Raw genomic sequence first — 24,889 nt, 5'->3', positions numbered from 1 at the left:
CCCGCGCGGGGGGCCCTCATCGGCGGGAGCCGCCCCGGCCGCCCCGGCCGCGCCGGCCGCGCGGGCCGAACCAGCCGAGAAGGCCGCGCCGCTCGCGCCGGTGGAACACCTGGACGGCGAGGGTGGGCAGGTCGAGCCGGACGGTGTCCCCGCGGGGTGACAGTGCCCGCCCGCCCGTGCCGGCGGCCCGCCCGCCGAACGGTGCGGCGTCGGTGGTCAGCACCGGGCGCCAGCGCGGGCCGGACAGTGCCGGGTGGGACAGGGTGAACCCCGGGGCCGGCTCGTCCCGCAGGCTGGCCACCACCAGGAACTCCTCGTCCCCGGCCCAGCGCCGGAACGCCAGGACCCGGGCCGCGTCGTCGGTGCCGACGATCTGCACGGCCCGGGAGCGCAGCGCCGGCTGGGTGAGCCGCAGCGTGACCAGGGCCTGGTAGCAGGCGAACAGCCCGGCACCGGGGCCGGCCCGCAGCCCGGCGAGATCCTCCTTGGCCTCGGCGAACCGGTCATGCAGGTAGGGCTTGGCCGCGCCCAGCTCATCGCCCATCAGGAACATCGGGGTCCCGGGGGAGAGCAGGGCGAGTGCGGCGACGCAGCGCAGGCGGGCGTACGCGTACCAGGCGGTCTCGCCGTGCAGGGGAGCGTGGTCGACGGCGATGAGGATGTTGCGGGCCGACTGCTCGGCGTTCCCTGCCTCGTCGTGGCTCTCCGTGTAGACCACTGTGTGGTCTGTCGCCGCGGTGAGTGCGGTGGCGAACTGGCCCATCGCCAGCGGACCGCCCTGGCCGCTGCCGGCGGTGTGCAACAGCCGGGCGTGGCCGTGCCCGTTCCTGCCGTCGCCGATCAGGTGATGGTAGAAGCCGGCGTACCAGCGGGCATCGAAGCCGAGCCCGCCGGCCTCGGCGGGCCTGGTCACCTCCGCCCAGCCGGAGTGGTCCTCGGCGACGAGCATCACCCGCGGGTCGATGATGCGCAGCGTCTGGCACAGCTCGCGCAGGAACTTGCGGCCGGCGATGTTCGCCGCGGGAACGGCGGTGCCATCCGCATGCAGGCTGTTGTAGGCGTGGATCGAGGTGGTCTGGTCCACCCGCAGCCCGTCGATGTGGAACTCGTCGAGCAGCGCCGCCGCGCTCGCGATGAACAGCGCCCGGACGTTCTCGTCGCGGTAACGCGGCGCCCAGCCGGAGGAGATGTTGTCCAGATAGCCACCGTCCGGGTGCGGATGGTCGGCTTCGGCGCCCTCGTACCAGTAGTAGATGTTGCGGCTCGGCGCCACACTGTCGACCTGCCAGGCGCTGCGCTGTGCGTTCGGGCTGTAGTGGTTGTAGACGACGTCCATCAGGACGGCGATGCCGCGCTGGTGGCAGGCCCGGACGAATCCGCGCAGGGCCTCGCGCCCCCCGGCGCTCTGCTTGACGGCCAGCAGGTGCGAGCTGCCGTAGCCCCAGGACCGCGTCCCGCTGAACTCGGCCATCGGGAGCAGTTCGACGGCGTTGACGCCCAGCTCGGTGAGGTGGCCCAGGAACGCCAGGGCGTCGGCGAAGGTGCCGGCGCCGGTGTGCCCGAAGCCGAGTGCGCCCACGTGCAGCTCGTAGATGACCAGGTCCTCGACCCGGCGTGGGACAGGCCGGGCCGGGTCGAACTCGTCCGCCCAGAACCGCGCGTCCTCGCGGGTGTCGACGACGACCGAGCAGCTCACGGCCCCGTCGAGGTCTGCTGCCAGCCCGCCGTAGCGGGCACCGCACGGGTCGACGTCGCCGGTGCCGCCCTGGCGCAGCGAGTACATGTCGGACCGCCAGGCCACCGACCCGTCGTCGCGCACGACCCGGTAGGCGTAGCAGCGCCCGACCCAGTCGGCGAAGCCGGGCGCGGCGGCCTCCCACCAGCCGTCCGGCAGTCGGCGCATCGGCAGCCGGGTGAGGAGCTCGTCCTCGCCGTGGCCGTCGTCGGCGATGTAGCCGCCCGGCCCGGCGAAGGCCACCTCCACGGAGCGGGCATGTGGCGCCCACACCCGGAACCGGATCCGCTCCTCCGCACCGGGCCCCTGGATGACGCGGCGCGCCCCGTTGTGACGGTGGCTGGCCAGCCGGAACTCGGCCCGCGCCACCGGCCCGCCGTCCGGCGCGATCCGGATCTGGCGGACCTGAGTGGTGGCCTGCGGGTCTGCGACCTCGGCGGGGATGCCCCACACCCGCGAACCGTCGGGACGGAGCAGCGTCACACCCCAGTCGGCCGTCCACGCGGTGGCGGCGTCGAGGGTGACCGAGGCGCGGAAGGCGGTGCAGCCGTCCTGGGCGGTGAAACGCTCCATCGGGGTGGACGACCAGTCCACGGCGGGGCGGCCGGCCTGGTCCCAGCTGCCGACCAGCAGCGCCTCGTCCGCGATGGGCCGTCCGGTGCCTGTCAGGTAGACGAAGTCGACGCGGACGGTGCCCGATGTGTGCGGGGCCGACGCGTGCGGGTCGGTGCCGTGCTCTGTCGTCATCTTTGTCCAGGATGTCACCTGTCCGCGAGGTTGGGACGTCCGGGAGCGCCGGCCCGGGCACGCAGGTGCCAGGCGATCGACACGCTGGTCGCCGCGGCCCACAGACACCACAGCGAGGTCACGGCGGCGGTCGAGACCCAGGCGAGGGCGGCGACCGCGACCAGGTTCACCGCGCCGAACCGGCGCAGGAACGGCTGGCCGGAGAGCAGGAGCACCCCGCAGGTGCTCACCAGGTACAGCGCGATCGGGACGCTGCCCGCCCACAGGTCCACCGTGTAGGTGATGTGGTGCTCGTCGGCGCGTGCCCGCACCGGCCCGGTCACCAGCGCGGCCGCCAGCCAGGCGGCGCACACCACGCCCGCGGCGAGCACCGCCGCGCCGGCCCGCTGCCGGGCCGGGGAGCGCTCCAGCGCCAGCATCACCACCGGTACGTACACCGGCAGGATCACGAAGGCGAAGGCCAGGTAGACCGCGGTGGCGGCGGACCGGGTCGCCGCACTGGCCCCAGGATCAACGAAATCCCCGCGCACCCCCCACCAGACGAACGCCTCGGTCAGCGTGTGCGCCGCGAACAGGACCGGGAGCGCCGCGAGCGGCCAGGCAGCGCGGTCGCGGACGTGGCGCAGCGCGTCGACCCCCACCGCGCCGATCGCGACGGCCGCCACGACATCCGCCTCGGGTGCGAAGCACATCGTCCCTCCGGCAGCAGCAGGCGGCGGGGCGGCGGCCGGCATGCGCGTCGGCGCTGTCCCCCATGGACATCCACAGGGAACAGCGCCGACAGAGGATCTTATTTCATTCGATGTGCGTCTTCGGTCGGGTCACTGGCTCAGCGACGCGGTGGTGTCCAGCGGGGCGCCGGAGTCGGAGGAGCCACCGGTCACGTAGACGTGGCCGTCGCCACCGGTGGCGGCACCATGACCGGTCCGGGTCGCCAGCGCACTGCTCGGGCCGGCGGACCACTTGTCGTCGTCCGGGGTGAACACCTGGGTGCTGCCGACGGCGTCCCCGTCGCCGTCCTGGCCGCCGACGATGTAGACACGACCGTCAGGGCCGGTCGCGCCGGCGGCGTCGGAGACAGCGGTCGGCAGGCTGGCGACCTCCGCCCAGGAGCCACCCGACCCACCGGAGCCCGGCGTGTAGGCGTAGGCGTCGGACGAGGGGTGCTTGCCGGAGCCGCCCTCCACGCCGCCCGCGGCGAGGATCCGCCCGTCCGGCAGGCCCACCAGGACGGGAGCGGCGTTCGCCGACGGCGGGGCGGCGGCCGTCGACCAGTCCTTGCTGGCAGGGTCGTAGATCGCCAGTGTCGTGGCGTCCAGCACGTAGATCTTCCCGTCGGTGCCGCGGGTGGCGCTGGGGTCGGCCATCGGCTTCGGCAGCGACGTCGCGGTCGTCCAGTCGCCGCTCGACGGCGTGTAGACCTCGACGGTGTCCGTCGCGCTGCCGCCGCTGCCGCCGTTACCGGCAGTACGGCCGCCGATGGCGTAGATCCTGCCGTCCGGATCGGTCGCGGCGGCCAGATGGCTGCGCGCCGTCGGCAGGTCCGGTGCGTCCGACCAGGTGCCGGCCTTCGGGTCGAAGACCTGGACGGTGCTCACCGGCGTGCCCGCGCCGCCGTTCGGGCTCGCCGACGCGGAGCTGGTCGGGCTGGCGGAGCTGGTGGGGCTGGCAGAGCTGGTGGGGCTGGTGGTGCTGGTGGGGGACGTCCCGCCCGGCACACCGGCGGAGAGGTCGTCGGGTGTCTCGGTCGGCAGGCCGCCGTTGTTGTACGCGGCCGGCGTCAGGCGTACGCCGGGGCTTTCGCCCGGGCTGGCGGAGCCGGTGGGCGTGATGGGGGTGGCCGTCGGGGTATAGGTGGCCGTGGGGGAGGTCGCGGTCGGGCTCGCCGACGGCGTGGCGGACGGTGTCGCCGTCGAGCCCGCGCCGCCGGCGCCGGCGGAAGTCTCGCCGCCGAGGGCGAAGATGCGGCCGTCGCAGGCGGTGGTCGTCGCGAGGTGCGTGCGTGCCTCCGGGAGGTCGGCGACGGCGTCCCAGCTGCGCAGCGGCCCGGAGACGTCCGGCAGTGTGGGGCATTTGCCGGYCGCGCTGCCAGGAGTGGCGCCGGCGGCCCCGCCAGGCGCCGGGGTGCCCGACTGCGTCGGGCTGGCGGTCGAAGTGCTTGTTTGTGTCGGGCTGGCGGTCGGAGTCCCTGTTTGTGTCGGGCTGGCGGTCGGGGTGCCCGACTGCGTTGGGCTGGTGGTCGGCGATGCCGTCGGGGTCGCCGACCGGGTGGGTGTGGCGCCTGGCGCGGCGTCCGCGCCCGGGGCGAGCAGCGCCGGCATCGCCAGGGCTGCTGTCAGTGTGGCGGTCAGCACGAACGCGCGTGAGGCACAGCGCTGGGATGTTCGTGACCAGCTCATGGGTTTCCCCCTCCGAGGCCCCGAGCGGGACCGGACCGTTGGGTGGACGTCGTCGCGATGACACTCGTGACAGGCACGCACGGTCTTCCCGGTGCTCCGGAGAGTAGTCATTCCTGTGCGTGACTTCGGTGGGTCACCCGAGGCGGGTGCCTGCGACGGCCACGCGACAATCGGTGCTCCCACCTGCGCCGTAGGCTCCAGGCATGGTGAGCGAGCGCGGGTTCAAGGCCCTCAACGCGACGCACAGACTCCTGACGAAGGCGACCCGCGGCCGGCTTGGCTGGCGCGCCGGCGGCATGCCCGTCCTGGAGCTCACGACGACCGGGCGCCGCAGCGGCAACCGGCACACGATCATGCTCACCTCGCCGTTGCGGGACGGCGGAGCGATCGTTCTCGTCGCGTCGCGCGCCGGTGATGACCGGCACCCTGACTGGTACCACAACGTCTGCGCCCATCCGGACGTCGACGTCCGGCTCCGGGGTGGTGCGTGGCAGCCGATGCACGCCCGGGTCGCGACGCCGGCGGAGCGGGAGCGGCTGTGGCCGCGGGTGGCCGACACCCGCTGGTACGAGAACTATCAGGCCAGGTCCAAGCGGGTGATCCCGCTGGTCCTGGTCGAGCCGCGCTGATGCGCGCCCAGGCCGGCTGGGGGCTCGCCGACGTGCCGGACCAGCGGGGTCGCACGGCCGTGATCACCGGCGGGAACTCCGGCCTCGGCTTCGAGACGGCGGCGGTCCTCGCCGAGCGCGGCGCGACGGTCGTGTTGGCCTGCCGTGACCTGACGAAGGCCGAGCAGGCAGCTGCACGGATCAGGAAGGGCGTGCCGGATGCCGACGTCCGGATCGAGGAGCTGGACCTCCTCTCGCCGGCGTCGGTGCAGGCCGCGGCCGGGCGGCTCCGCGCGGCCCACCCCCGCCTCGACCTGCTGATCAACAACGCCGGACTGATGCGACCGCAGCGGGATCTCTCCGCCGCTGCCGCTGTCGCCGCCGGCATCGAGCCGACGTTCTACGTCAACCACCTGGGGCATTTCGCGCTGACCGGTCTCCTGCTCGACCGGCTGCTGGCCAGCCCGGGGTCCCGGATCGTCACGGTGAGCAGCCTGGTCCACCTCGTCGGCCGGGCCGACCTGGAGGGGCTGGCCCGCCTGCCGGCTCCGCGGGTCTCCCCGGAGGCACCCCGGTCCGCGGGGCCGGGTGGCCGGCTCCCGTCGCGGCCGCGGCTGCACTATCCGCGGTCGAAGCTGGCGAATCTCATGTTCACCTTCGAGCTGCACCGCCGGCTGGCCGCTGCCGGTGCCCCGACCCTCGCAGTGGCGGCCCACCCCGGCATCGCCCGGACGGGCCTCACCCGCAACCTCGCCCCGCCGGCCCGTGTGTTCCTCGGCGTCCGCGCCGCGCCCGTGATGTCGTGGCTGATCCAGAGTCCGCAGATGGGGGCGCTGGCCACGCTTCGCGCCGCCACCGACACCACGGCCCGCGGCGGGGACTACTACGGACCGTCGGGCTGGTTCGGGAGCACCGGCCTGCCCGCCGCCGCGCGGTCCAGCTCCCGGGCCCGCGACGCCGAGCAGCAGCGCCGACTGTGGCGGGAGTCCGAGCGCCTCAGCGGCGTGACCTACGACTTCGGCGTCGGCCCGGGCGCGGACGGAGCCCAGACTCCGGCGCCGGTCACGGCACCCGGCGAGAAACCGGCCCGCCGAGCCCGGCGCCGGGCCGGCATACTGGGAAATGGCTGACCACGGCGGACCTGACTCCGGCGGACTCTGACTCCGGCGGACTCTGACCACGGCGGACAAGGTGGGGAGCGTTGATGGCGGACGTCCCTGCCCGGGTGGCGCCGCTGGAGGAGGCCGACCCGACCCGGATCGGCGGGTACGAGCTCGTGGGTCGGCTCGGCGCCGGCGGGATGGGCACGGTCTACCTCGGCCGCGGCGGCGACGGGCGCCCGGTCGCGGTGAAGGCCATCCGGCGGGAGTTCGCCCGGGATCCGGAGTTCCGTGCCCGGTTCCTGCGCGAGGCGCAGGCGGCGCGCCGGGTCGCCCGGTTCTGCACCGCCGAGGTGCTCGACGTCGACACCGACGGGGCCGAGCCCTACCTGGTCACCGAGTTCATCGACGGACCCACCCTGGCCGACCACGTCCGCCGCGGCGGCCCGCTGTCCCCGTCCGAGCTGGAGCGGCTGGCGGTGGCGGTGGCGAGCGCACTGACCGCGATCCACAGCGCGAACCTGATCCACCGGGATCTCAAACCGGGCAACATCCTGCTGTCCTCGTCCGGCGCCCGGGTCATCGACTTCGGGATCGCCCGTGCGCTGGAGACGACATCCCTGTACACCCGCGAGGGCGGCATCCTGGGCACCCCGGCGTTCATGTGCCCCGAGCAGGCGCTGGGACGTCCGCTGACGCCTGCCGCCGACATCTACGCCTGGGGTGGGGTGATCCTTTTCGCCGCGACCGGGCGGATGCCGTACGGAGAGGCCGCCACGCCGGTGATCCTGTTCCGGGTGGTCTACGAGGAGCCTGACCTCACCGGTCTCGACCCGGCACTGCTTCCGCTCGTCCGGCAGGCGATGAGCAAGGACCCGGCGGCCCGTCCCACCGCGGCGGCTCTCCTGCTGCGCCTGGCCGAAGGCGGCCACCGCGTCGTCCCGCCGGCCTCTCCACCGCCGCCCTCACACCCGCCGCCGCCCCCTCTCACCCCGTCGCCGGCGGCGGGCACCACCCGGACGCCGGAAGCCGCGGGCAGTGCCACGGCACCGGCCCGGTGGTCGCGGCGCCCGGTCGTCGCCCTGCTGGTCACGCTGGGCTCGCTGGCGCTRCTGGCCGCCGCCGTCACCACGACGCTGCTGCTGGATCCGTTCGGCCAGCGCGACGCCGGCCCGCCCGCCGGCGGGGGTGGCGGGCCGGTCACGGCCGGATCCGGCGGCCCCACGGCCGACCCGGGCCGCGGGCCCGGGTCGGCCGTCATACTCACCGACTACCGGGAGCAGGACGCCGACGAGATCGCCACCGGGCTGGAGCGCGCCGGGCTGACGGTGCAGCGGGTTCCCCGGCCGAGCGGCCTGGGTCAGCGGGGCCGGGTGCTGGGCACCGAACCAGTCGCGGGCACCCGGGTCGAGCGGGGCGGCACCGTCCTGCTGCAGGTCGGCGACGGCTCGCTGGCCGAGGCACGTGGCTGGCGGGTGTTCAGGCGGCACGACGGCGGCCCGATCAACGACAGCCCGATCTTCGTGGTGGACCCCGGCGGCGGCGAGCGGCAGATCGGCACGGGCGACAGCCCGACCCTGTCCCCGGACGCCGGACGGGTCGCCTACTCCGGCGTCGACGGCGAGATCATCAGCGTCCGGCCGGACGGCTCCGACCCCCGGCAGATCACCGACGAACCGGACAGCTCGTCGGACAGCCCGGTGTTCTCCCCGGACGGCCGCACCCTCGCCTACACCCGCAACACCGGCGGGGTCTTCACGGTCAACGCCGACGGCTCCGGCCGCCGCCTGCTGGCCGACCTCACGGATGCGTACGACCTGGCCTGGTCCCAGCCCGACACGATCGTGCTGCGCCGCGGCGGCGACCAGGCGCTGTACATCCTGTCGGTCGGTGACGGCGCCGTCCGTAAGCTGACGGGATCGCCGGTGCCCGGTGCCGGCGCGGTCGAACCGGCCTGGTCTCCCGACGGCAGCATGATCGCCTTCGGCCTGTCGAGCGGCGGCATCTACCTGGTGAAACCGGACGGCAGCGGACTGCGGCAGGCCGCCGGCCCCGGATCCTGGCATCCCACCTGGTCGCCCCAGGGCGCTCTCGTCTTCGTCCGGGACGCCGGACACACCGACTTCTTCGCGGCGTCCGGCCCGGTCTGGGTGATGAACCCGGACCGCACGGGCGAACGCGAACTCGACCAACGACCTGCCAGTGGGCCCGTCCACTGGGCCGCCAGTCCGTGACGACGAGGAAGGCAGGGAGGGCGGGGATGGCGGTGCGGGTTCCGGTGATCGCGCTTACCGGGTACCTGGGCGCGGGCAAGACGACGGTGCTCAACCGGCTGCTTCAGGCGCCTGGAGCACGCCTCGGGGTGGTCATCAACGATTTCGGGGCGATCAACGTGGACGCCCTGCTGGTCAGCGGCCAGGTGGACGAGCCGGCCTCGATCGCGGGTGGCTGCCTGTGCTGTCTGACGGACACGGACGGCCTGGACGCGGCGCTGGAGAAACTGACCCACCCGCGGCTGCGGCTGGACGCAGTGATCGTGGAGGCCAGCGGCGTGGCCGACCCGCCGGCACTGGCCAGACTCATCGGCTACAGCGGTGTGACCCGGGTGCGTCCCGGTGGTCTCGTCGACGTGGTCGACGCCGCCGCCTACTTCGCGACGGTCGACACCGGCGGCCTGCCGCCCGCCCGGTTCGCCTCCGCCTCGCTCGTTGTGATCAACAAGACCGACCGGCTCCCGGCGGCGGATCGCGCCACCACGGTCGCGCGGATCACTGCCCGGGTGCGCGAGAGCAACCCGCACGTGCACGTGGTCGACACCGCGCACGGCCGCGTCGACCCGCAGCTCGTCTTCGACGCCGCCACCCCGCACGACCCGGTCGACGAGCTGCCGCTCGCCGCGCTGGCCCGCGACGATCACGACGACGACCACGACCACGACCACGGGCCGCATCCGCGCGTCGACGCCGTGACGGTGCCGGCCACCGGCCCGGTCGATCCCGGCCGGCTCGCCGACCTGATCGAGGACCCTCCCGCGGACGTCTACCGGCTCAAGGGCACCGTGACCGTGAACACCGGGCGGAGCCTGCGCGGCCATGTGGTCAACATCGTCGGGCGGCAGGTCCACGTCATGGCCGCGACCGTGCGGCCCGGCGTCGCGGCGGCCGGTTCCGAGGGACTGGTCGCGATCGGCGTGCATCTCGACCAGGCGACTGTCCGCGCCCGTCTCGAGGCGGCCCTGCATCCCTGCGCCGACCGCCCTGCGGTGGAGGGCGTCCGCCGCCTCGCCCGGCACCGACGCCTGAGCACCTGAGCACCTGAGCACCCGGAGCGTCGAGCCGGGTACTGCCGGCGGCTCGTGACACAAACCGTCCGAGCCGGGGCCGGGACCAGGCCGGACCGCCTGCACCGCGACGTATGTGACGACGGTGACGGCGACGGTGACGGCGGACCGGGCCGCGGTGACACGGTCGTCGGCGGCTGCGCGGTCACTGTGGGAGTCGGTGTCGGCGCGGGTGGTGCCGGCGGCGGGGGGAGCTCTGCCCCCAGTCGGGACCAGCCCGATCGGTAGTGAACTGGTCAGTGTGACTGAGTGCTCGGCGAGCCGTCACCCTAAGTAGTATCTGTGGCCTGATAATGCCCGTCCCGGGACTTCTTCGAAGGACGTCCCGGCGCGGGTGCGCCACCAGCGGATCTTAAGGAGCACTGGATGAGCGGGACATCGGCACGGGGCCGTCGACCGCGGTCCTCGGTACTCACCATCACCGTGGCGGCGGTGGGACTGTTGTCGATCGGCGGGCTGGCCGCCTGTTCCTCCGGCGACTCGCCGTCGAGCCCGCCACCGGCCCCGAAGGCTGCAGGTTCCGCCGGCCTCCCCGGCTACGACTCTGAGAAGGGCGCGCGCACCGAGGCCATCGCCGGCGACTGTGACCGCAGCGACGACGGCGAGTGGCTGTTCGACGGCACCGTGAACAACCGGGGCAAGAAACCGCGGGCCTACTCGATCGTCGTCGACTTCGTCACCGACGAGGGCAGCACGGCCATCGACACCAGGATCGTCAAGGTGCCGGGTGTCCGGCCAGGCTCGTCCGCCGACTGGTCGGTCGCCGGTGCCGAGGGTCGGGACGACCTGCGCTGCGTCATCCGCAACGTGCAGTTCGACTGAGTCCGGCGGACCAGCCGTGCATGACGCAGGCCCCGGCCCCGGCCCCGCAGAGCCTTCCGGCCCCGCAGAGCCCCCCGTCGCCGCGGGGCCGTCCGGCCCGGCGGTGACCCGTCGGGCGGTCGTGCTCGGCGGCGCGGCCGCGGTGACGCTGGGATCCGGCGTGGCCGCGCTCGTCCTCGCCGTGACCCGGGACGGGGTGAACGGCCCCGCGTCACCGCGCGGCGGCGCAGCCACCCCCACCGGCCGGCCCGGCCGTGCGGCCGGCGGCGTCGCGCTGACCCCGATCGCGCAGCTGCGCGGGGACAGCGCCGCGTTCGACACCCCTGGCGGGCCGCGCCGCGGAACGGTGCCCGGCCGCTGGCGTGGCGCCTCGTCCGCGCTGCCGGTGCTGGAGAGCCAGCCCGGCTGGCTGCGGGTGCGGCTGGCGCAGCGGCCGAACGAGTCGGTGGCCTGGATCCGCTCCACCGACGCCGCACTCGTCACCAGCTCGCACCGCATCGAGATCGACCTCAGGGAGCGTCGCCTGCGGCTCTACGACCGCGAGGTACAGGTGCTCGACGCGCCGGCCGGGATCGGGGTCGACGACCATCCGACCCCGGCCGGCGAGTACTTCGTCGCGTTCTTCGCCCCGCCACCCGACCCCGGCTACGGCGACTTCGTCCTGGTCACCTCGGCCCACTCGACCACGATCACCGACTGGGACTCGTCCGGTGACGCGATCGTCGGCATCCACGGCCCGCTCGGCAGCGAGGCGGCGATCGGCCGGGACGGTGCCCAGGTCTCCCACGGCTGCGTCCGCCTGCAGCGCGCCGACCTCGCACGCCTGCGCGACGTCCCGGCCGGATCCCCCATCACGATCCGCTCCGGATCAACCATCTGACCGACGGCCCACCCGGCCCCAGGGGCTGCGGCCCGATCCCGGCCTGCCGACGCGTCGGCCCCGTGGGGGCTCGGGGGGCTTGGCCCCCCGATAGGTATGAGGGCCCTCGGGAAGCCGCCCCTCGGGTCGGCGAACACGCGCAGCCGCGAACACGCGTAGCCCTGACCTCGCCCGGACACCACTGGCCCGCAGGTCAGTCGCGGATGTGGGGGCTCGGGGGGCTGAAAGTGCATTCATACACTACGGCGCATGGGTGATCAGGAGTCAGGAACCGAGCGGGGGCGGGCGGTTCGTGCTCGCTTGCGCGCGCGTCGGGCAGGTGGCCATGGCGATGATCAGCGGCGGCCGTGGGTGGGCGAGTCTGCCGCGATCTACTGCCGGATCTCGCACATCAAGGATGACGATCAGACCGGTGTGGATCGTCAGCGGGAGATCGCGCGGGAGGTTGCCGCGCGGCTGGGGCTGGTTGTCAGCCCCGAACATGTGTTCGTTGACCCGAACCGGTCCGCGTGGCAGCGGAACCGGAAGCGTCCGGGGTGGGATCGCCTGTTGGACGTGGTGCGGGGGCGCAAGGTCCGGCATGTGATTGCCTACCATCCGGACCGGTTGATGCGTCAGCCGAAGGATCTTGAAGAACTGTTGAGCATCGCGGATGACCAGAACATCACGTTGCATGGTCAGGCGAACCGTCGCGATCTGTCCGACCCGGATGATCGGTTTTTTCTGCGGATTGAGGTTGCGCACGCCTGCCGTTCGTCGGATGACACGTCACGGCGCCTGAAGGACAAGATGCTGGAGGATGCCAGCGAGGGAAATCCTCACTCCGGCGGCAAGCGCGTGTACGGCTACGACAAGACCGGTTGGCACGTTGTTCCCGAGGAAGCGCRCATAGTCCGGGTGATTTTCCGTCTGTTTCTCGCGGGAATGTCGCCGTATCAGATCGCGGACGTCCTGTGCCGRCATGGGCGGACTCGCAACGGGACGCCATGGATCGCCCGTACCGTGCGTGACGTTCTGAAGAACCCGGCCCTTGCCGCGCTCCGCAGTTTTCRCGGTGAGACCATCCCCGGACTCTGGCCACCGATCATCGATCGGGGCGTGTGGGATGAGGCGCAGGAGCGGCTGTCCTACCGGTCGACGCAGCACACCAGCAGCGGGAGACATTTCTATCTCCTGCGCGGCCTGATCATGTGTGACCGGTGCGAACTGCGGATGGCCGGCACCAACAAGGGCGCCTACTACGTGTGTACTCGGGCGAGCTATTCCAGCGCAGACCCGCGCCGGTGCGTGCGCCGCATTAACGCAAAGATCGTGGAAGATTTTGTTTCGGACGCGGCGGTCGGCAAACTGGAAAAACTTGACGTGACCGGCGAGGCCGCTACCGAGGCCGGGGTTCCTGTCGCACTACAGGAGAAGATCGACGGGCTCCGCGAGGAATTGGAGGAGTTGCGGGAGGGCTGGAAAAAGGGTGAGTTCTCCGCGCGGGAGTACCGGGAGGACCGGAAAGTCATCAACGATCGCATACAGGAGTTGCAGCAGCAGACCGCCACGCCACGCCCGGCGTTGGAGATTCTGGCCGGTCTGACCGGTCCGAACGCGCGTGCCGCGTGGGACCGGATGGCCGAGAACGGCGAGAAAGAGCGGATGAACGCGGTTCTGCAGTTTCTTTTCGGCGCCGTGATCATCGGTGAGTCGACCACGCCGGTGGGAAAGTTCGACTACAGCCGTATCCGTTTCGAGGAAAACCCGCTCTGAAGACTGCACCGTCCCGCGGGGCGCGGTGCCTATGGCGACCCCGGTACGACGTGCCAACGCCACACCAGGGCCTGAACCGGTGTCGTACTCGATCTTCACGGCTTCCCATGACAACCCAGGCGGCTTGCTAAACCTGACGATCACGGAAAGATCAACTCGGAATGTGAGCATGGCCACAGAGCGCTAGGATGTATACGGAGAACTCGTCCCAGGTGACGCCTTTACTAGTAGATAGGACCTAGGTCCTATCTACTCTGTGTTGCTACCCGACGACCTTTCCCTGATTCAGAGTCTTATTCCTGTCAGGGTTCCACGCGCCAGAAAGGAAAGGCCCCAGACTTGATCAAGAAGGCTGCACGCATCATCTTGACCCTGGGCATCTCCGTCCTAGCCACTGTCTTTCTCAGCGGGGGCATCATAGCCTCCCCTGCGTCGGCAGCGACCACCTCGGAGATCACTCAGCATTACAACGGCACGCTTCTACCCTGGGACAAGGAGACCTGGAACGGGGCGACGAGCTGCGCCGTGGTTTCGGAAACTGACGTCTACTGCTTCGACACCTTGGCCGAGCTGGATGCGTTCACACCCGACGCCGACACGGGAGGCGATGAGGCGGAGGCTTCAGCAAGCGCTGTGTTGTACAGCTGTTCGGGCGTGACCCAACTGCTCGGCACCACACCCAACGGCGAGGTCCGTAACCTGCAGTTTCATGACTGGGGATACTGGCAGAACCTGAACCAGTGGGTCCCCCTCCCGTTTAAGGTCCAAGTTTGGGACAACCACCCAAACGGCTGCAAGGCGTACATCCGTTATGCCGGTGGAGCTTGTGAATACATAGCTCCGAACACCGAGATCACGTTCCTTCCTCCTCGGTCGGCGGATCAGGTCTACGTGCAGAACCCGTCGTACGCTCCGGCGCCGGGCTGCTAGAACAGCGTGACCGTGCGTAACTGCTACAGGTAGCAGGCTGATGGCACGGAGGGCGTGAGAGCTCGTGAACCGAGCGGTTACCCTGACAGCCGCGATCGGTTCTGCTTTCGCTGCCCTCCGTGCTGTCATTGTCGTCAGCCAAGGTGCGTCAACGGACGTCACGTGGTGGCGCCGACGGTGGGAACACGCCGGGTCGTGATGATCTCGGTGTAGTCCATGATGATCGAAGCATCGGGAAGGTGTAGTCCGGGGGGCGGTGGCGTGGCGACATTTTCGATGGTCAGGGGCGCACCGGTGTCGGAGAAGATCAGATACGCGATGCCGAGACTGAGGCTGGACTTGTCGGAGACCACCACGCCCACCGCATGACCGGGCCGGCCGGCGCGGTCACGGATCGGCCCGGCGTCGAAGAGCGTGGGGATCTGCGCGAGGACCTCGTAGAGCGCGGCGTTCTGTGCCGGGCTCGTCAGGCCAGTACGCAGGGTACTCAGGACCGAGGCCGGGACGTCGATGTCGACGGGGACACCGCCCCCCAGGGCATAGGCCTTCAGCCTCGCTGAGATCTGCGCGGGGTCGGTGGGGGTCAGGGCCGGATCGAACTCGGGGGGCAGCGGTGGGCGGTCGGACCTGCCCTCGAACTGGTCGTCGTCGACGGGGGTCGGACCGCCGATGTCCGCGCCGGCGCGGTCGATCTGCTGGATGTACCGGTCGCTGTGCAGCGCGCCGTCGCTGTCACGCCACAGGTCCCCGATCGTCGTACGGGCGGTGGTCGTCGCCCTGTTCCGGGCGACGGCGATGTCGAGCCCGTAGATCTGGGTGCGGACATAGAGGACAGGACCACTCCCGGCCTGCACGCTCTCCCGCTGCCGGCGAGCCGCCTCCGACAACGCCGCCACCGCACTGTCGTGATCACCCGTGGTGGCGGTGAGGAGAGGTTCCGGCAGCAGCGGCAGGGCCGTGGCCTGGTCGTGTGTCCGTACGACCGTGAACCCCAGGAGCGCACCCGCGAGCACCAGGACCGTGGCCGCCGCCGTCAGAACGCCCCGGCGACGCCGGACAACGACTCGACCACGTCCGCGCCCAGGCCGGGAGGACCGGGCGGACCGGGTGGACGGATCGGCGAGCAGAACGGCCAGCAGGCTCTCCCCTCGCCGCTGCTCGACGGCGCTGAGGGGGTCGTCCGCCACCGGGTTGGAGGCGCCCAGGAGCGCGCGCACCACGACGAGATCGTCGCTGTCGTCACTGTCGGACATCATGATCCTTCCTTGAAAGTGAGCGAGGCCGGGGCTTCGGTGATGGTCGGTGTCGAGGCGGCTTCCGCCAGGGCCGCCTCGAGACGGCGCCGGGCACGGTGCAGACGCACCTTCGCCGTGGCGACGGACACCGCCAGAGCCACCGACAGCCCGTGAAGATCCAGCCCCTCCCAGCCGACGAGCTGCAGGATCTCCCGGTCATCCGGAGACAGCCGCTCCAACACCTGCCAGGCCAGGTCCCTGCGTACCGCCTCGTCGGCGATGTCCTCATCGGTCAGGGCGGTCGGGTCCGTGGCCAGCCCGGACCCGACCATCCGGGCTTCGAGCCGCAGCCGCCGGATCCCCGCGCGGCGCTGGTTACGTACGACATTGCCGGCGATGCCGTACAGCCACGCCCGGACCTCGTCCGGGGCGGCGGGGTGGCGCTGCCGATGCCGCCAGGCCGCGAGGAAGGTCTCCGACACGACGTCCCAGGCGGCCTCGTCATCACCGAGGCGTCGCTGCGCGAACCGCAGGACCGCTCCGTGATGTTCCCGGAACAGCGCCTCGAACGAGGGAACGGCCAGACTGGCAGGCACAGAGACAGTCCTTCCTCGGGGCGTCATCCTGTTCATGTCCGGCACCCCCCACCCGGTTACATCCCACCGAGATGTTGTCTGGATATTCGGGACCCCGGACGGCGCCCACCTCCGCAGTCACCGTCGCGACGAGGAAGGACTCGTCGTCAGCCGGCATGAGGCAGGAACGGGTTCTCCCCCACCGAGGGGCCACGAAGGCCGCCCGCACGGCGATGACCCGTCCGGTGGGGTGGCGCTGGCTCCGACCCTGCCGGCGCTCTTGCGGGGTGTCVCCGGGGTGGCGGACGCATCCGCGGATGGCCTACGGGGTCGTGTTCGGCGGGGCGGACCGGCCGGTGATCGCGATGACGGCCGAACGCACGGTCGAAGTTCTGGCCGTCATGGGGTTCACTCTGGACCGGCCGGGCGAAGATGACGAGCTGGGCGCGCCGCTGGTGATCGGCGGGCCGTAGCCGACACCAGCAGTACCGCAACGAGCAAGGGGCCCCCGACCGGCAGTGCCGGCCGGGAGCCCCTTGTCGTGTTCCAGCCGGTTACCGGTCGGGGGATGCGTTCATGTCGATGGTGAGGATGTCCGCGAGACGGGCTGCGTTCTCCGGGCTGATCGTCGTGTGGAAGCCCGCGATGGCGCGTGCCAGGTGGTAGGCCCGGTCGGTGCGACGGTCGACGTCACCGGAACCGTCGTCCGGCCTGGGGCCGGGCACGGTGGGCGGGCCGGACGTGCCGGGTGGGGCGGTGGTCAGGCTGTCCGGCGGCCGCGGCCTGGGGGCTACGGACCGCCGGGCGGGGCGTGCGCGGGTAAGGGCGCCATCGGATGTGCTCGTGTCGTGTGGGTCGGATGYGGCGGTGGTGGGGTTGGTCTCGCGTGGCAGTCGAGCACGGGTCTTCTTCTTCCTCGGGCGGGGCGTGCGGGTCGGTGACGCGGTGGCGGGCTGTTCCGGCAAACACCCTCCAGACACGGAACGACCGGCCTACGGCCGGCCGCGGGAGTGAGGCAGGTAATCGGTGCCTCACTCTGTATAACGAACGAGAGGCCCAGGAAGATCCTCCAAATGAAGGTAAACGGTGGCAAATGACAGGATTGGCGCCGACGGGGCGTGCGTAGCGGTAGCGGCCAGCACGGGTCTTCCCAGGCCTGTGCCGGCCGTTCCGGGCTTGGCYGGAGTTCCGCCGCTACCCGCTACTTGCGCGGATCGCGCAGGTCACGGACGCGCACGGGCCATCGGGGGCGTGCACGGTGCCGCTACCGGTAGCGACACCTGCGCTACCGGGAATCGGGATGCTGGGCACGCCGGACGGGCGCGGACTCCGTCCGCGTGTGCGCCCTCGGGTCCCGCCGCGGACCCCGTGACACCGACCGACCCAGCAGCGTTCCGAAGACCCAAAAACCGCCCGCTGGGACGATTTCGGGCCATCCGCGCACGGGCTCGCTAGACGCAAGAACCCAGGTCAGAGCACCGAAACGCCGCTAACGGTGCTGCTAGACCCAGCAGCACCGGCCGATAGGCCAAGCAGCACCGCAAGCCCGTCACAGCCTCCACCCGCACACCGCGCTGCACCAGCCGCGACGGGCGCCGACACACGATCCCACCCGACCAAATCAGTCACTCAAAGTAACAAAAAAGTGTTGCGGCGACAGTATGGTGTTAGCGCCGCGCCTGCTAACGTTAGCACCCCTGTATAGCGGCAAAAATCGCTTCTGACCTGCGCATTGGCGTGTTAGCGACCATCCGCGTCAAGGGCATGGAACCGGTGGAACGGGCAGTCTGCGCCCCTCCCACGCGAGAGACATGGTCCGCCGCGACCTATGGGGACAGTACACGGAAAGTGACGCCCCTCGCCGGGGTTCCTCGCGTCGCGCTGAAGATCGCCCCGCCACTGGAGCCCCACTTACCGAGCATCGGTCACCCACAGTGGCCGATGGGGTGCCTGTCACGGCTGCGAACAGGTGCTTACGCAAGCGACACAGCCGCTTGCGTAAGCACCCCCGTAAAGCGCCGAGAACCAGCCGTGACCAGCACATAAGCGGGTAAGCGGGCAGAAGCCCAAACCCGCGAAACACCCCCAGAACGGCTCTGYGGGCCCCTCCCAGGTCGCGAGACGCACACGCGCGGCACCCGCAACCGCCTGTTACACGGAGCCATGGTCGGGCGCCCGGCCGGGCCGCGCACAGCTACCCGGCCGGCCCCCGCCGGACAGCCCGCACCACCGAAGATCACCCGTGGTCAGGCGCGCACCGGGACAGGCCACGGTCGATGCTCCTATGGATGTCAAGCGGTCACAGGAACATTGATGTTCTTCCGGAGCTCGCACGCACCTGACATCATTGTTGATCATGATCTCACGGCCGACCTCGCCCCGCCGTCCGGAAGGGCCGGAACAGTGAAGATCCGGGAGTGTCGGGAACAAGATCTTGAACTGCTGGAGACCTGCAAGCCCTCGCCCGGRCGAACCCGACGACACGCCATACGGTTCGACCGCCAGCAGCGCGGCCTCAGTACCTACCTGACCGCATGGGTGGACGGTCTCCCCGCCGGAACAGGCGAGATCTTGTGGAGTGGATGCGCCGCACCTGAGGTGCACCAGATCTACTCCCGGTGCCCCGAGCTGAACGGCCTGGACGTCTGGCCCGCTGAACGGCAGTCCCAGGGCATCGGAACAGCCGTCATTCGTGCCGCGGAAGCCCGCACCTACGACCGCGGCTACCACCAGATCGGACTCGGTGTCACGGACGACAACCCCCGCGCTGCAGCGCTCTACCTGCGGCTCGGCTATCAAGAGACCGGCTGTCTCTACCTCGACCGCTACTACTACCTCGATGACCACGGCCACCGCCACGATGTCGCCGACCCGGCACGGTTCCTGGTCAAACAGCTCCAGGCAAGGCAGCTGGAACCGGGGAACCCGCCGCCGCCAGCCCTCTGATCGGAAACGTTCGATACCTGACCGAACGTCACGCGGCCACGGGAAGATCCTTTGCCGTGTCGGGGGCGGTGAGGATCGGGTAGATCTCCCTGGCCACGTAGCGCTTGAGGCAGCGGATGATCTCTTTCTTCGTCTTGCCTTCGGCGGTGCGACGCTCGACGTAGGCCTGGGTGGCCGGGTCCCAGCGCAGCCGGCAGACCACGACGCGGTGCAGCGCGGCGTTGGCCTGGCGGTCTCCGCCGCGGTTGAGCCGGTAGCGGTGCGTCCGCCCGGACGAGGCCGGCAGCGGGGCGACACCGCACAACATCGCGAACGCGGCCTCGGAACGCAGCCGGTCGGGATTGTCGCCGGCGCTAACGAGAAGCTGTCCGGCGGTATCCGCGCCGACGCCGTTCACGGCAAGCAGCGTCGGGGCGACCATGGCGACAAGACGGCTGAGGACCTTCTCCAGGTCCTTGATCTCGGACGACAGGTACTGGAATCGGCGCGCGAGGCTGCGCAACGCCAGGCGGACCGCGACCGCCGGGTCCCCGGCCTGCACGGCAGAGACCTCGACCTCGGCGCACACGGCGATCAGCCGGGCCGTGGTGAGCGCGGACAGCGCGGCGCGGACCGGTTCCGGGGCGGTCACGATCAGCGCCTTCATCTGCTTGACCACGTCAGCGCGATGGCTGACCGCCCCACGACGGGCGACCCGCAACGCGCGGACCGCCTCGACCTGCCCATCACGATCCTTCGGGATCCCGGTGCGCCGCCCCGCCAGCGCTGCCCGGGCAGCGGCATCCGCGTCCACCGGGTCGGACTTGCCCTGCCAGCGCCGCGTCTTGCGGTCAGGACGGTCGATCTCGACCACCATGACGCCCGCCGCGGTCAGATGCCGGGTCAGGTTGGCACCGTAGGAACCGGTCCCCTCGACCCCGACCTTCACCACGGTCCCGAAGCCGCGCATCCACTCCAGCAGCTGGCCGTAGCCGGCCTCGGTCGCCGGGAACTCCGCCAAGCCGAGCTGGCACCCGGCCGTGTCGAGCACCGCCGCCGTGTGGGTGTCCCGGTGGGTGTCCACACCACCGACGACGTCGACTGCCTGCCGCTGCTGTGCCATCGTTGTCACAGCCGTCCCTTCACCTCGATCGACAGGGGGCGGCACGCACCAGACGGGCAGCGGACAAGACAGTGATGGGGCCTCTGGCCAGGCTCCTATAAAGTCACCCGCCCGTCCGGTGAGCGCACACGAGCCCCGCACCGACACGGCCGGCAGATCGATCGCAGGACACGCTGGTCAATCACGTGAAGGGCCAGACCGGCCGATGCGGGGCTCACCCACATCCTCACTGTCACGTGACGATCGTCGGACCGGCCGTCCCGGRCACGGCAGCTCCGCACAGCTACGGCAGCGAGCGTCAGACAGTGCGGATGTCAAAGGTCCGGGCTGACGAGCACCGTCCGGGAACGGCAGGAGAAGTCCCGGTTCTTGCTTACGCGCAGCCTTGTTCGAGATCACGAAATCAGGTGATCTTGCTTTGGCGGTAGTGACGCACGCGACCAGGACAGCCACGATCTGTCTGTGTGACCCATGGACATCAACCACGCCCCCGACGGACCATCGAGGTATGCCGGATGCCGCTCCGTTCATCTCACGTCGTCAGACGCTCTCGCTCGCTGGCCTCGCGACGCTGGGGGGCGTGCTCGTGAGTCCCACCATGGCGGACGACATCGTCAGCATCGATCAGGAGCTGACCGACCTTCGGTCGACGTACGAACTCACGCCTCTTGCCGTCACGGTGCCCGCGTTGAAGGGGCTCCACGAGCGCGCGCTTTTCCTTGGTCATCGTCGTGGGCATCCTGCCCACCGGTCCGCGCTGAACGCGGTCACCAGTCGCGTCGGTGCGCTCCGCGCGGACGCGCTCTACAACGCCGGAGAGGTCAGCCTGTCGCGGAGGATCTCCGGCCACTCCGCAAGCCTCGGCAAGCTCAGCGGCGACCCACACACCTACGCGAACGCCCGGCGGACTCAGGCCGCCATCGAGGTCTACGAAGGGCGTCCCGCGTTCGCCATGGCCTACGCCAACCAGGCAGACGAGCGAACACCGGCCGGGGTCGCCTGCATGGCGTCGAAGGCCCGAGGCGCCGCACTCGCGGGTGTCGGCGCGGACGACGTCTACCGTCTCGCGGACGAAGCGCTCAACGCGGCCTACGGCCTGCCCGGACAGGTTCACGGAACGCCGGGCGACGAAGACCCCCGGACCTGCTCACCCGCCGAGGTCGCCTACAGCGCCACGCTCGCGTCCGCCGTCGCCGGTGATCTGTTCCGGGCCGACGGGTACGCGGATCTCGCGCTCCCGCACCTGCCGGCCGGCTTCCGCTCCGTGATCCTGGCTCATATCGCGGTCGCGTCGGTGTCGGTCGACCTTGACCGGGCGGTCGCCGAGGCACGCAAGTCCCTCGTCCTGTCACCTACACCGTTCCGGTCGTTGTCGGTGCCGCTGGCGAACCTCGTCAAGGCGCTCCGCCCCTACCGGCACTCGGCGCCCGACGTGATGGTGCTGGCACAAGAGATCGACACGTGGCACGGGCCGACGGTGACCGCGCCACACCCTGACGCGGACTTCGTCTGACCAGGATTTCCCACCTAATCAGTTGACTACAGAGAGTATCGCTTACGGCGGAAGGTTCGAACGAGACCCGCCGGACACGACGGCCACCGTCGCGGATCCGGCGGGCGGGTCGACGGCGCGCCTGTCCCGCGCCACCCACCCACGCGGACTAGAGAGCGACCCACCGCGCGAAGTGCTGCGCACAGCCTGACCAGCGCTTGCATGCGCAAGCGGAAAGGCAAGCGCTGGTCACGGGGTTCCGCCTCCCGACCATGCTGCCCGATGCAAGCAGGCTGCAAGCGCAGGTCAGGGCGTAGTGCATGAAAACCGGTTGACCGGGCTTGGCCCGCCGACAGGTATGAGGGCTCTCGGGAAGCCGCCCCTCGGGTCGGCGAACACGCGCAGCCGCGAACACGCGTAGCCCTGACCTCGCCCGGACACCACTGGCCCGCAGGTCAGTCGCGGATGTGGGGGCTCGGGGGGCTTGGCCCCCCGACAGGTATGAGGGCTCTCGGGAAGCCGCCCCTCGGGTCGGCGAACACGCGCAGCCGCGAACACGCGTAGCCCTGACCTCGCCCGGACACCACTGGCCCGCAGGTCAGTCGCGGATGTGGGGGCTCGGGGGGCTTGGCCCCCCGACAGGTATGAGGGCTCTCGGGAAGCCGCCCCTCGGGTCGGCGAACACGCGCAGCCAGCGTGTACCCCGGGTGGGATTCGAACCCACACTGTCGGTGGTTTGAGCACCGTCTCTCTGCCGTTGGAGTACCGGGGCTGGTCGGCGAGGTCCGCGGCGCTGAACGTCGCGGAACGTCTCGTGCACGACTCTAGCCGGGTAGGGTGCGATTCGACCGCTCGACCCGGACAGATTACGGGCGAGCGAGCCGCAACCCACGCCCGCCGCCCGATCGTGACGACCGCACAACCAGGAGTTCACCTCGATGAGCCAGCCTTCTTCGACGCCGCGTCGGGTGTTGATCGCTGAGGACGAAGCGTTGATCCGGCTGGATCTCAGGGAGATGCTCCAGGAGGAGGGCTACGAGGTCGTCGGCGAGGCCGGCGACGGCGAGACTGCGGTCGCACTCGCCGGCAAGCTGCGCCCCGACCTGGTGATCCTGGACGTCAAGATGCCGAAGATGGACGGTATCGACGCCGGCGCGAAGATCGCCAAGGAGCGGATCGCGCCGGTCGTGATCCTCACCGCCTTCAGTCAGCGGGAGCTCGTCGAGCGGGCCCGCGAGGCGGGGGCGATGGCCTACGTGGTCAAGCCGTTCCAGAAGAAGGACCTGCTGCCGACCATCGAGATGGCGATGAGCCGGTTCACCGAGATCGTGAGTCTCGAGGCCGAGGTCGAGGACCTGCAGGGTCGCCTGGAGGCCCGTAAGATCATCGAGCGGGCGAAGGGTGTGCTGCAGACCGAGCACGCGATGACCGAGCCGGATGCCTTCCGCTGGATCCAGCGGACGTCGATGAACCAGCGCCGGACCATGCGGGCTGTCGCCGAGGCTGTGCTGTCGGGCGAGGCGCTGCCAGGCTCGTGACCGGGCAGGACCCTGGCGCGGCCACCGACCCGGTCCGTGTGCGGGCGGTGCCGCGCCTCGTCGGCGGTGCCGCGCGCGCGGCCCGCGCRGTGCGGGGCTGGGTCGGCCGGTCCGTCCTGACGACCCGCGGCCGGGTGCTGCTCGCGGCGGTCGTCGTGGTGGCGCTGGCCCTGCCCAGTGGGCTGGGCCTGCTTCTCGCCTCCGCGCTCGGCGGTGACGGCGGTGGCCCGGGCGAGGACAGGGTCGCGACGATCGGGGTGCTGGCGCCCCTCTCCGGAGCGTCTGCGGACGCGGGTGTGAGCGTGCGCAACGCGGTCACGCTCGCCGTCGAGGAGGCGAACCGGCAGGGGATGATCCCCGGCTGGAAGTTGCAGGTCGTGGCACACGACGACCTGTCCCGGCCGGACGGCGGCGCGGCCGGCGCGGACCTGTTCGCCGATGATGACCGGATGATCGGGGTCGTCGGCCCCCTCAGCTCCAGTGTGGCGATGGTGTCGCTGGGTCGGCTGAGCGAGGCCGGGCTTCCCGTGGTCTCGCCGTCCAACGCCGAGCCGACGCTGACCTCGGCGCCGGCCTCGCCGGACGTCCGCCCCTTCCCCACCTACTTCCGGCTGTCCGGGACGGACGCACAGCTCGCCGAGGTCGCGGCCGACTACGCGCTCGACACGCTCGGCCGGTCGCGCATCAGTGTGATCGACGGCGGTCCGGACTATGGCACGATCACGCTCGCCGAGCGCTTCGCCCGGGACGTCCGCGACGCCGGTGCCACTGTGCCGACGGTGCACCGGGTGGACGGCGGCGCGATCGACGACGAGCAGATCGAGAAGACGGCGAGGGCCGTCCGGGACGAGGCTCCGGACCTGGTCTACCTGGCGACCGGCGCCGACGTCGCGGGGGAGCTGCGCCAGGCGCTCGCCGACGAGGGCGTCACGGTGCAGGTGCTCGGCGCGGACGGGCTCCTCGACCATGACTACGTCGATCGTGCGGGCACCCTCGCCGAGGGTGATCTGGTCACGGATCTGTCGGTTCCGCTGTCCCGGCTGCCGTCGGCCGGCGCGTTCGTCACCGCCTACGCCAAGCGGTTCGGTGAGCTTGAGACCGTCGCCAGCCTGCTCCCGGAGGGGCGCACAGACGAGCCCGCCGCCGAGTCCTCCGGCGCGGACACATCCGCGGCCCGGTCGGGCTCACCGGACACGACGCGGCCCGACGGGGGAGCCGCCGCGCGCCCCGGCAACCCCGGTGACGGCGGTGACGGCGGTGACCGCGCCGCCGGCACCTCGGGCGCCACGGGGGCAGGGGTCGACGAAGAGGACGCCCGGAAGCGGGAGCTGGAGCGGGCGCGGTCCGCGGAGCTGGCCGCCCTGTGGGCGGACGCGATCCCGCCGGTGGCGGCGTCGGCCCACGACGCGGCGCGGGCCCTGATCCGGGCGGCGTCGGCCACGCTGCCAGGGCGTTCGGTGGTGGACGCGGACCTGCGCGCGGCGATGGTCCGTGCCGTCGGGGCCGGGGAGTTCGTCGGAGTCACCGGCCAGGTCGCCTTCGATCCGAAGGGCGATCTTCGTGGTCCCCGGGTCGCGCTGTACTCGGTCCTGAGTGGCCGGTTCGTCCCGTTGCGGGTCGAGTCGACGCGCTGACGCTCCGCCCCCGGATGGATTCCCGAAGCACTCAAGTGCCACGGGAAGTCG

20 protein-coding genes and 1 tRNA gene are annotated in these 24,889 nt (G+C 71.2%); 13 read left to right on the top strand and 8 right to left on the bottom strand.

Going from position 1 to position 24,889, the window contains the following annotated elements:
* Nucleotides 1-16: 16 nt before the first annotated feature.
* The 3 genes from CC117_RS01580 to CC117_RS01570 form a co-directional block, all read right to left on the bottom strand.
* Nucleotides 17-2,482 (bottom strand): alpha-amylase family glycosyl hydrolase, encoded by a 2,466-nt coding sequence (locus CC117_RS01580; protein WP_071081899.1) that lies wholly within the window; start codon nucleotides 2,480-2,482, stop codon nucleotides 17-19.
* 14 nt (nucleotides 2,483-2,496) lie between these two features.
* A complete protein-coding gene (locus CC117_RS01575) occupies nucleotides 2,497-3,174 on the bottom strand; it encodes a DUF6629 family protein (RefSeq protein WP_071081898.1) in 678 nt (225 codons plus the stop codon).
* 129 nt (nucleotides 3,175-3,303) lie between these two features.
* Complete coding sequence (locus CC117_RS01570) at nucleotides 3,304-4,881, bottom strand: kelch repeat-containing protein (RefSeq protein ID WP_071081897.1); 1,578 nt, start codon at nucleotides 4,879-4,881, stop codon at nucleotides 3,304-3,306.
* A gap of 203 nt (nucleotides 4,882-5,084) precedes the next feature.
* On the opposite strand from CC117_RS01570, the gene CC117_RS01565 reads away from it, so the two are divergent.
* The 8 genes from CC117_RS01565 (at nucleotide 5,085) to CC117_RS01530 (ending at nucleotide 14,316) form a co-directional block, all read left to right on the top strand.
* Nucleotides 5,085-5,510, top strand: a complete 426-nt coding sequence (locus tag CC117_RS01565) for a nitroreductase/quinone reductase family protein (RefSeq protein WP_018640323.1) — start codon at nucleotides 5,085-5,087, stop codon at nucleotides 5,508-5,510.
* The gene (locus CC117_RS01560) at nucleotides 5,510-6,619 is read left to right on the top strand and encodes an SDR family NAD(P)-dependent oxidoreductase (RefSeq protein ID WP_071081896.1); all 1,110 of its coding nucleotides are present in this window, start codon (nucleotides 5,510-5,512) and stop codon (nucleotides 6,617-6,619) included. The genes CC117_RS01565 and CC117_RS01560 overlap by 1 nt, the downstream gene beginning before the upstream one ends.
* 74 nt (nucleotides 6,620-6,693) lie before the next feature.
* A complete protein-coding gene (locus tag CC117_RS01555) occupies nucleotides 6,694-8,823 on the top strand; it encodes a protein kinase domain-containing protein (RefSeq protein ID WP_071081895.1) in 2,130 nt (709 codons plus the stop codon).
* A gap of 26 nt (nucleotides 8,824-8,849) precedes the next feature.
* The gene (locus CC117_RS01550) at nucleotides 8,850-9,899 is read left to right on the top strand and encodes a CobW family GTP-binding protein (protein WP_071081894.1); all 1,050 of its coding nucleotides are present in this window, start codon (nucleotides 8,850-8,852) and stop codon (nucleotides 9,897-9,899) included.
* Nucleotides 9,900-10,295: 396 nt separating this feature from the next.
* Nucleotides 10,296-10,751 carry a hypothetical protein gene (locus tag CC117_RS01545; protein ID WP_071081893.1) on the top strand — a complete coding sequence of 152 codons (456 nt, stop codon included), beginning with the start codon at nucleotides 10,296-10,298 and terminating at the stop codon, nucleotides 10,749-10,751.
* Between the two features lie 16 nt (nucleotides 10,752-10,767).
* Entirely contained in the window at nucleotides 10,768-11,631 is an 864-nt protein-coding gene (locus CC117_RS01540; RefSeq protein ID WP_071081892.1) for a L,D-transpeptidase, read from the top strand.
* A gap of 351 nt (nucleotides 11,632-11,982) precedes the next feature.
* Entirely contained in the window at nucleotides 11,983-13,386 is a 1,404-nt protein-coding gene (locus CC117_RS01535; protein WP_084131232.1) for a recombinase family protein, read from the top strand.
* Nucleotides 13,387-13,725: 339 nt separating this feature from the next.
* Entirely contained in the window at nucleotides 13,726-14,316 is a 591-nt protein-coding gene (locus tag CC117_RS01530) for a hypothetical protein (RefSeq protein WP_071081890.1), read from the top strand.
* A 158-nt stretch (nucleotides 14,317-14,474) separates the two neighbouring features.
* Here CC117_RS01530 and CC117_RS01525 read toward each other — a convergent pair whose 3' ends face one another.
* Together CC117_RS01525 and CC117_RS01520 are read right to left on the bottom strand one after the other, a co-directional pair.
* Nucleotides 14,475-15,572 (bottom strand): CU044_5270 family protein, encoded by a 1,098-nt coding sequence (locus CC117_RS01525; protein ID WP_241829725.1) that lies wholly within the window; start codon nucleotides 15,570-15,572, stop codon nucleotides 14,475-14,477.
* Complete coding sequence (locus CC117_RS01520; RefSeq protein WP_071081888.1) at nucleotides 15,569-16,147, bottom strand: RNA polymerase sigma factor; 579 nt, start codon at nucleotides 16,145-16,147, stop codon at nucleotides 15,569-15,571. The genes CC117_RS01525 and CC117_RS01520 overlap by 4 nt, the downstream gene beginning before the upstream one ends.
* Nucleotides 16,148-16,443: 296 nt before the next feature.
* On the opposite strand from CC117_RS01520, the gene CC117_RS37210 reads away from it, so the two are divergent.
* Nucleotides 16,444-16,599, top strand: a complete 156-nt coding sequence (locus CC117_RS37210; protein WP_018634878.1) for a hypothetical protein — start codon at nucleotides 16,444-16,446, stop codon at nucleotides 16,597-16,599.
* Nucleotides 16,600-16,680: 81 nt separating this feature from the next.
* Here the strand turns inward: CC117_RS37210 and CC117_RS37205 are convergent, their stop codons facing one another.
* Nucleotides 16,681-16,851 carry a hypothetical protein gene (locus CC117_RS37205; protein ID WP_157905333.1) on the bottom strand — a complete coding sequence of 57 codons (171 nt, stop codon included), beginning with the start codon at nucleotides 16,849-16,851 and terminating at the stop codon, nucleotides 16,681-16,683.
* A gap of 1,678 nt (nucleotides 16,852-18,529) precedes the next feature.
* Between CC117_RS37205 and CC117_RS01515 the strand changes: the two genes are divergently transcribed.
* Nucleotides 18,530-19,072: a GNAT family N-acetyltransferase gene (locus CC117_RS01515; protein ID WP_071082051.1), complete on the top strand. Its 543-nt coding sequence runs from the start codon at nucleotides 18,530-18,532 to the stop codon at nucleotides 19,070-19,072.
* Between the two features lie 28 nt (nucleotides 19,073-19,100).
* Here the strand turns inward: CC117_RS01515 and CC117_RS01510 are convergent, their stop codons facing one another.
* Nucleotides 19,101-20,174 carry an IS110 family RNA-guided transposase gene (locus tag CC117_RS01510; RefSeq protein WP_071081887.1) on the bottom strand — a complete coding sequence of 358 codons (1,074 nt, stop codon included), beginning with the start codon at nucleotides 20,172-20,174 and terminating at the stop codon, nucleotides 19,101-19,103.
* A gap of 580 nt (nucleotides 20,175-20,754) precedes the next feature.
* Between CC117_RS01510 and CC117_RS01505 the strand changes: the two genes are divergently transcribed.
* Complete coding sequence (locus CC117_RS01505) at nucleotides 20,755-21,687, top strand: hypothetical protein (RefSeq protein ID WP_131802992.1); 933 nt, start codon at nucleotides 20,755-20,757, stop codon at nucleotides 21,685-21,687.
* Between the two features lie 678 nt (nucleotides 21,688-22,365).
* Here CC117_RS01505 and CC117_RS01500 read toward each other — a convergent pair.
* A tRNA-Leu gene (locus CC117_RS01500) sits at nucleotides 22,366-22,438 on the bottom strand.
* Between the two features lie 166 nt (nucleotides 22,439-22,604).
* On the opposite strand from CC117_RS01500, the gene CC117_RS01495 reads away from it, so the two are divergent.
* Nucleotides 22,605-23,204: an ANTAR domain-containing response regulator gene (locus CC117_RS01495; protein WP_026311575.1), complete on the top strand. Its 600-nt coding sequence runs from the start codon at nucleotides 22,605-22,607 to the stop codon at nucleotides 23,202-23,204.
* Nucleotides 23,201-24,838 (top strand): branched-chain amino acid ABC transporter substrate-binding protein, encoded by a 1,638-nt coding sequence (locus CC117_RS01490; RefSeq protein ID WP_084131230.1) that lies wholly within the window; start codon nucleotides 23,201-23,203, stop codon nucleotides 24,836-24,838. The genes CC117_RS01495 and CC117_RS01490 overlap by 4 nt, the downstream gene beginning before the upstream one ends.
* Nucleotides 24,839-24,889: the final 51 nt, after the last annotated feature.

This window comes from Parafrankia colletiae, assembly GCF_001854655.1.
Taxonomy (GTDB): Bacteria; Actinomycetota; Actinomycetes; order Frankiales; family Frankiaceae; genus Parafrankia; species Parafrankia colletiae.
Note: the sequence above shows the minus strand (reverse complement) of the source record. Positions and strands in the feature narration are given on the sequence as shown.

Excerpts from the sequence above, each read along its gene's own strand:
- CC117_RS01525 (WP_241829725.1), bottom strand. The coding sequence starts at position 15,572 with ATGATGTCCGACAGTGACGACAGCGACGATCTCGTCGTGGTGCGCGCG.
- CC117_RS01560 (WP_071081896.1), top strand. The coding sequence starts at position 5,510 with ATGCGCGCCCAGGCCGGCTGGGGGCTCGCCGACGTGCCGGACCAGCGG.
- CC117_RS01565 (WP_018640323.1), top strand. The coding sequence starts at position 5,085 with ATGGTGAGCGAGCGCGGGTTCAAGGCCCTCAACGCGACGCACAGACTC.
- CC117_RS01545 (WP_071081893.1), top strand. The coding sequence starts at position 10,296 with ATGAGCGGGACATCGGCACGGGGCCGTCGACCGCGGTCCTCGGTACTC.
- CC117_RS01580 (WP_071081899.1), bottom strand. The coding sequence starts at position 2,482 with ATGACGACAGAGCACGGCACCGACCCGCACGCGTCGGCCCCGCACACA.
- CC117_RS01550 (WP_071081894.1), top strand. The coding sequence starts at position 8,850 with ATGGCGGTGCGGGTTCCGGTGATCGCGCTTACCGGGTACCTGGGCGCG.
- CC117_RS01495 (WP_026311575.1), top strand. The coding sequence starts at position 22,605 with ATGAGCCAGCCTTCTTCGACGCCGCGTCGGGTGTTGATCGCTGAGGAC.
- CC117_RS01510 (WP_071081887.1), bottom strand. The coding sequence starts at position 20,174 with ATGGCACAGCAGCGGCAGGCAGTCGACGTCGTCGGTGGTGTGGACACC.
- CC117_RS01575 (WP_071081898.1), bottom strand. The coding sequence starts at position 3,174 with ATGTGCTTCGCACCCGAGGCGGATGTCGTGGCGGCCGTCGCGATCGGC.
- CC117_RS37210 (WP_018634878.1), top strand. The coding sequence starts at position 16,444 with ATGGCCTACGGGGTCGTGTTCGGCGGGGCGGACCGGCCGGTGATCGCG.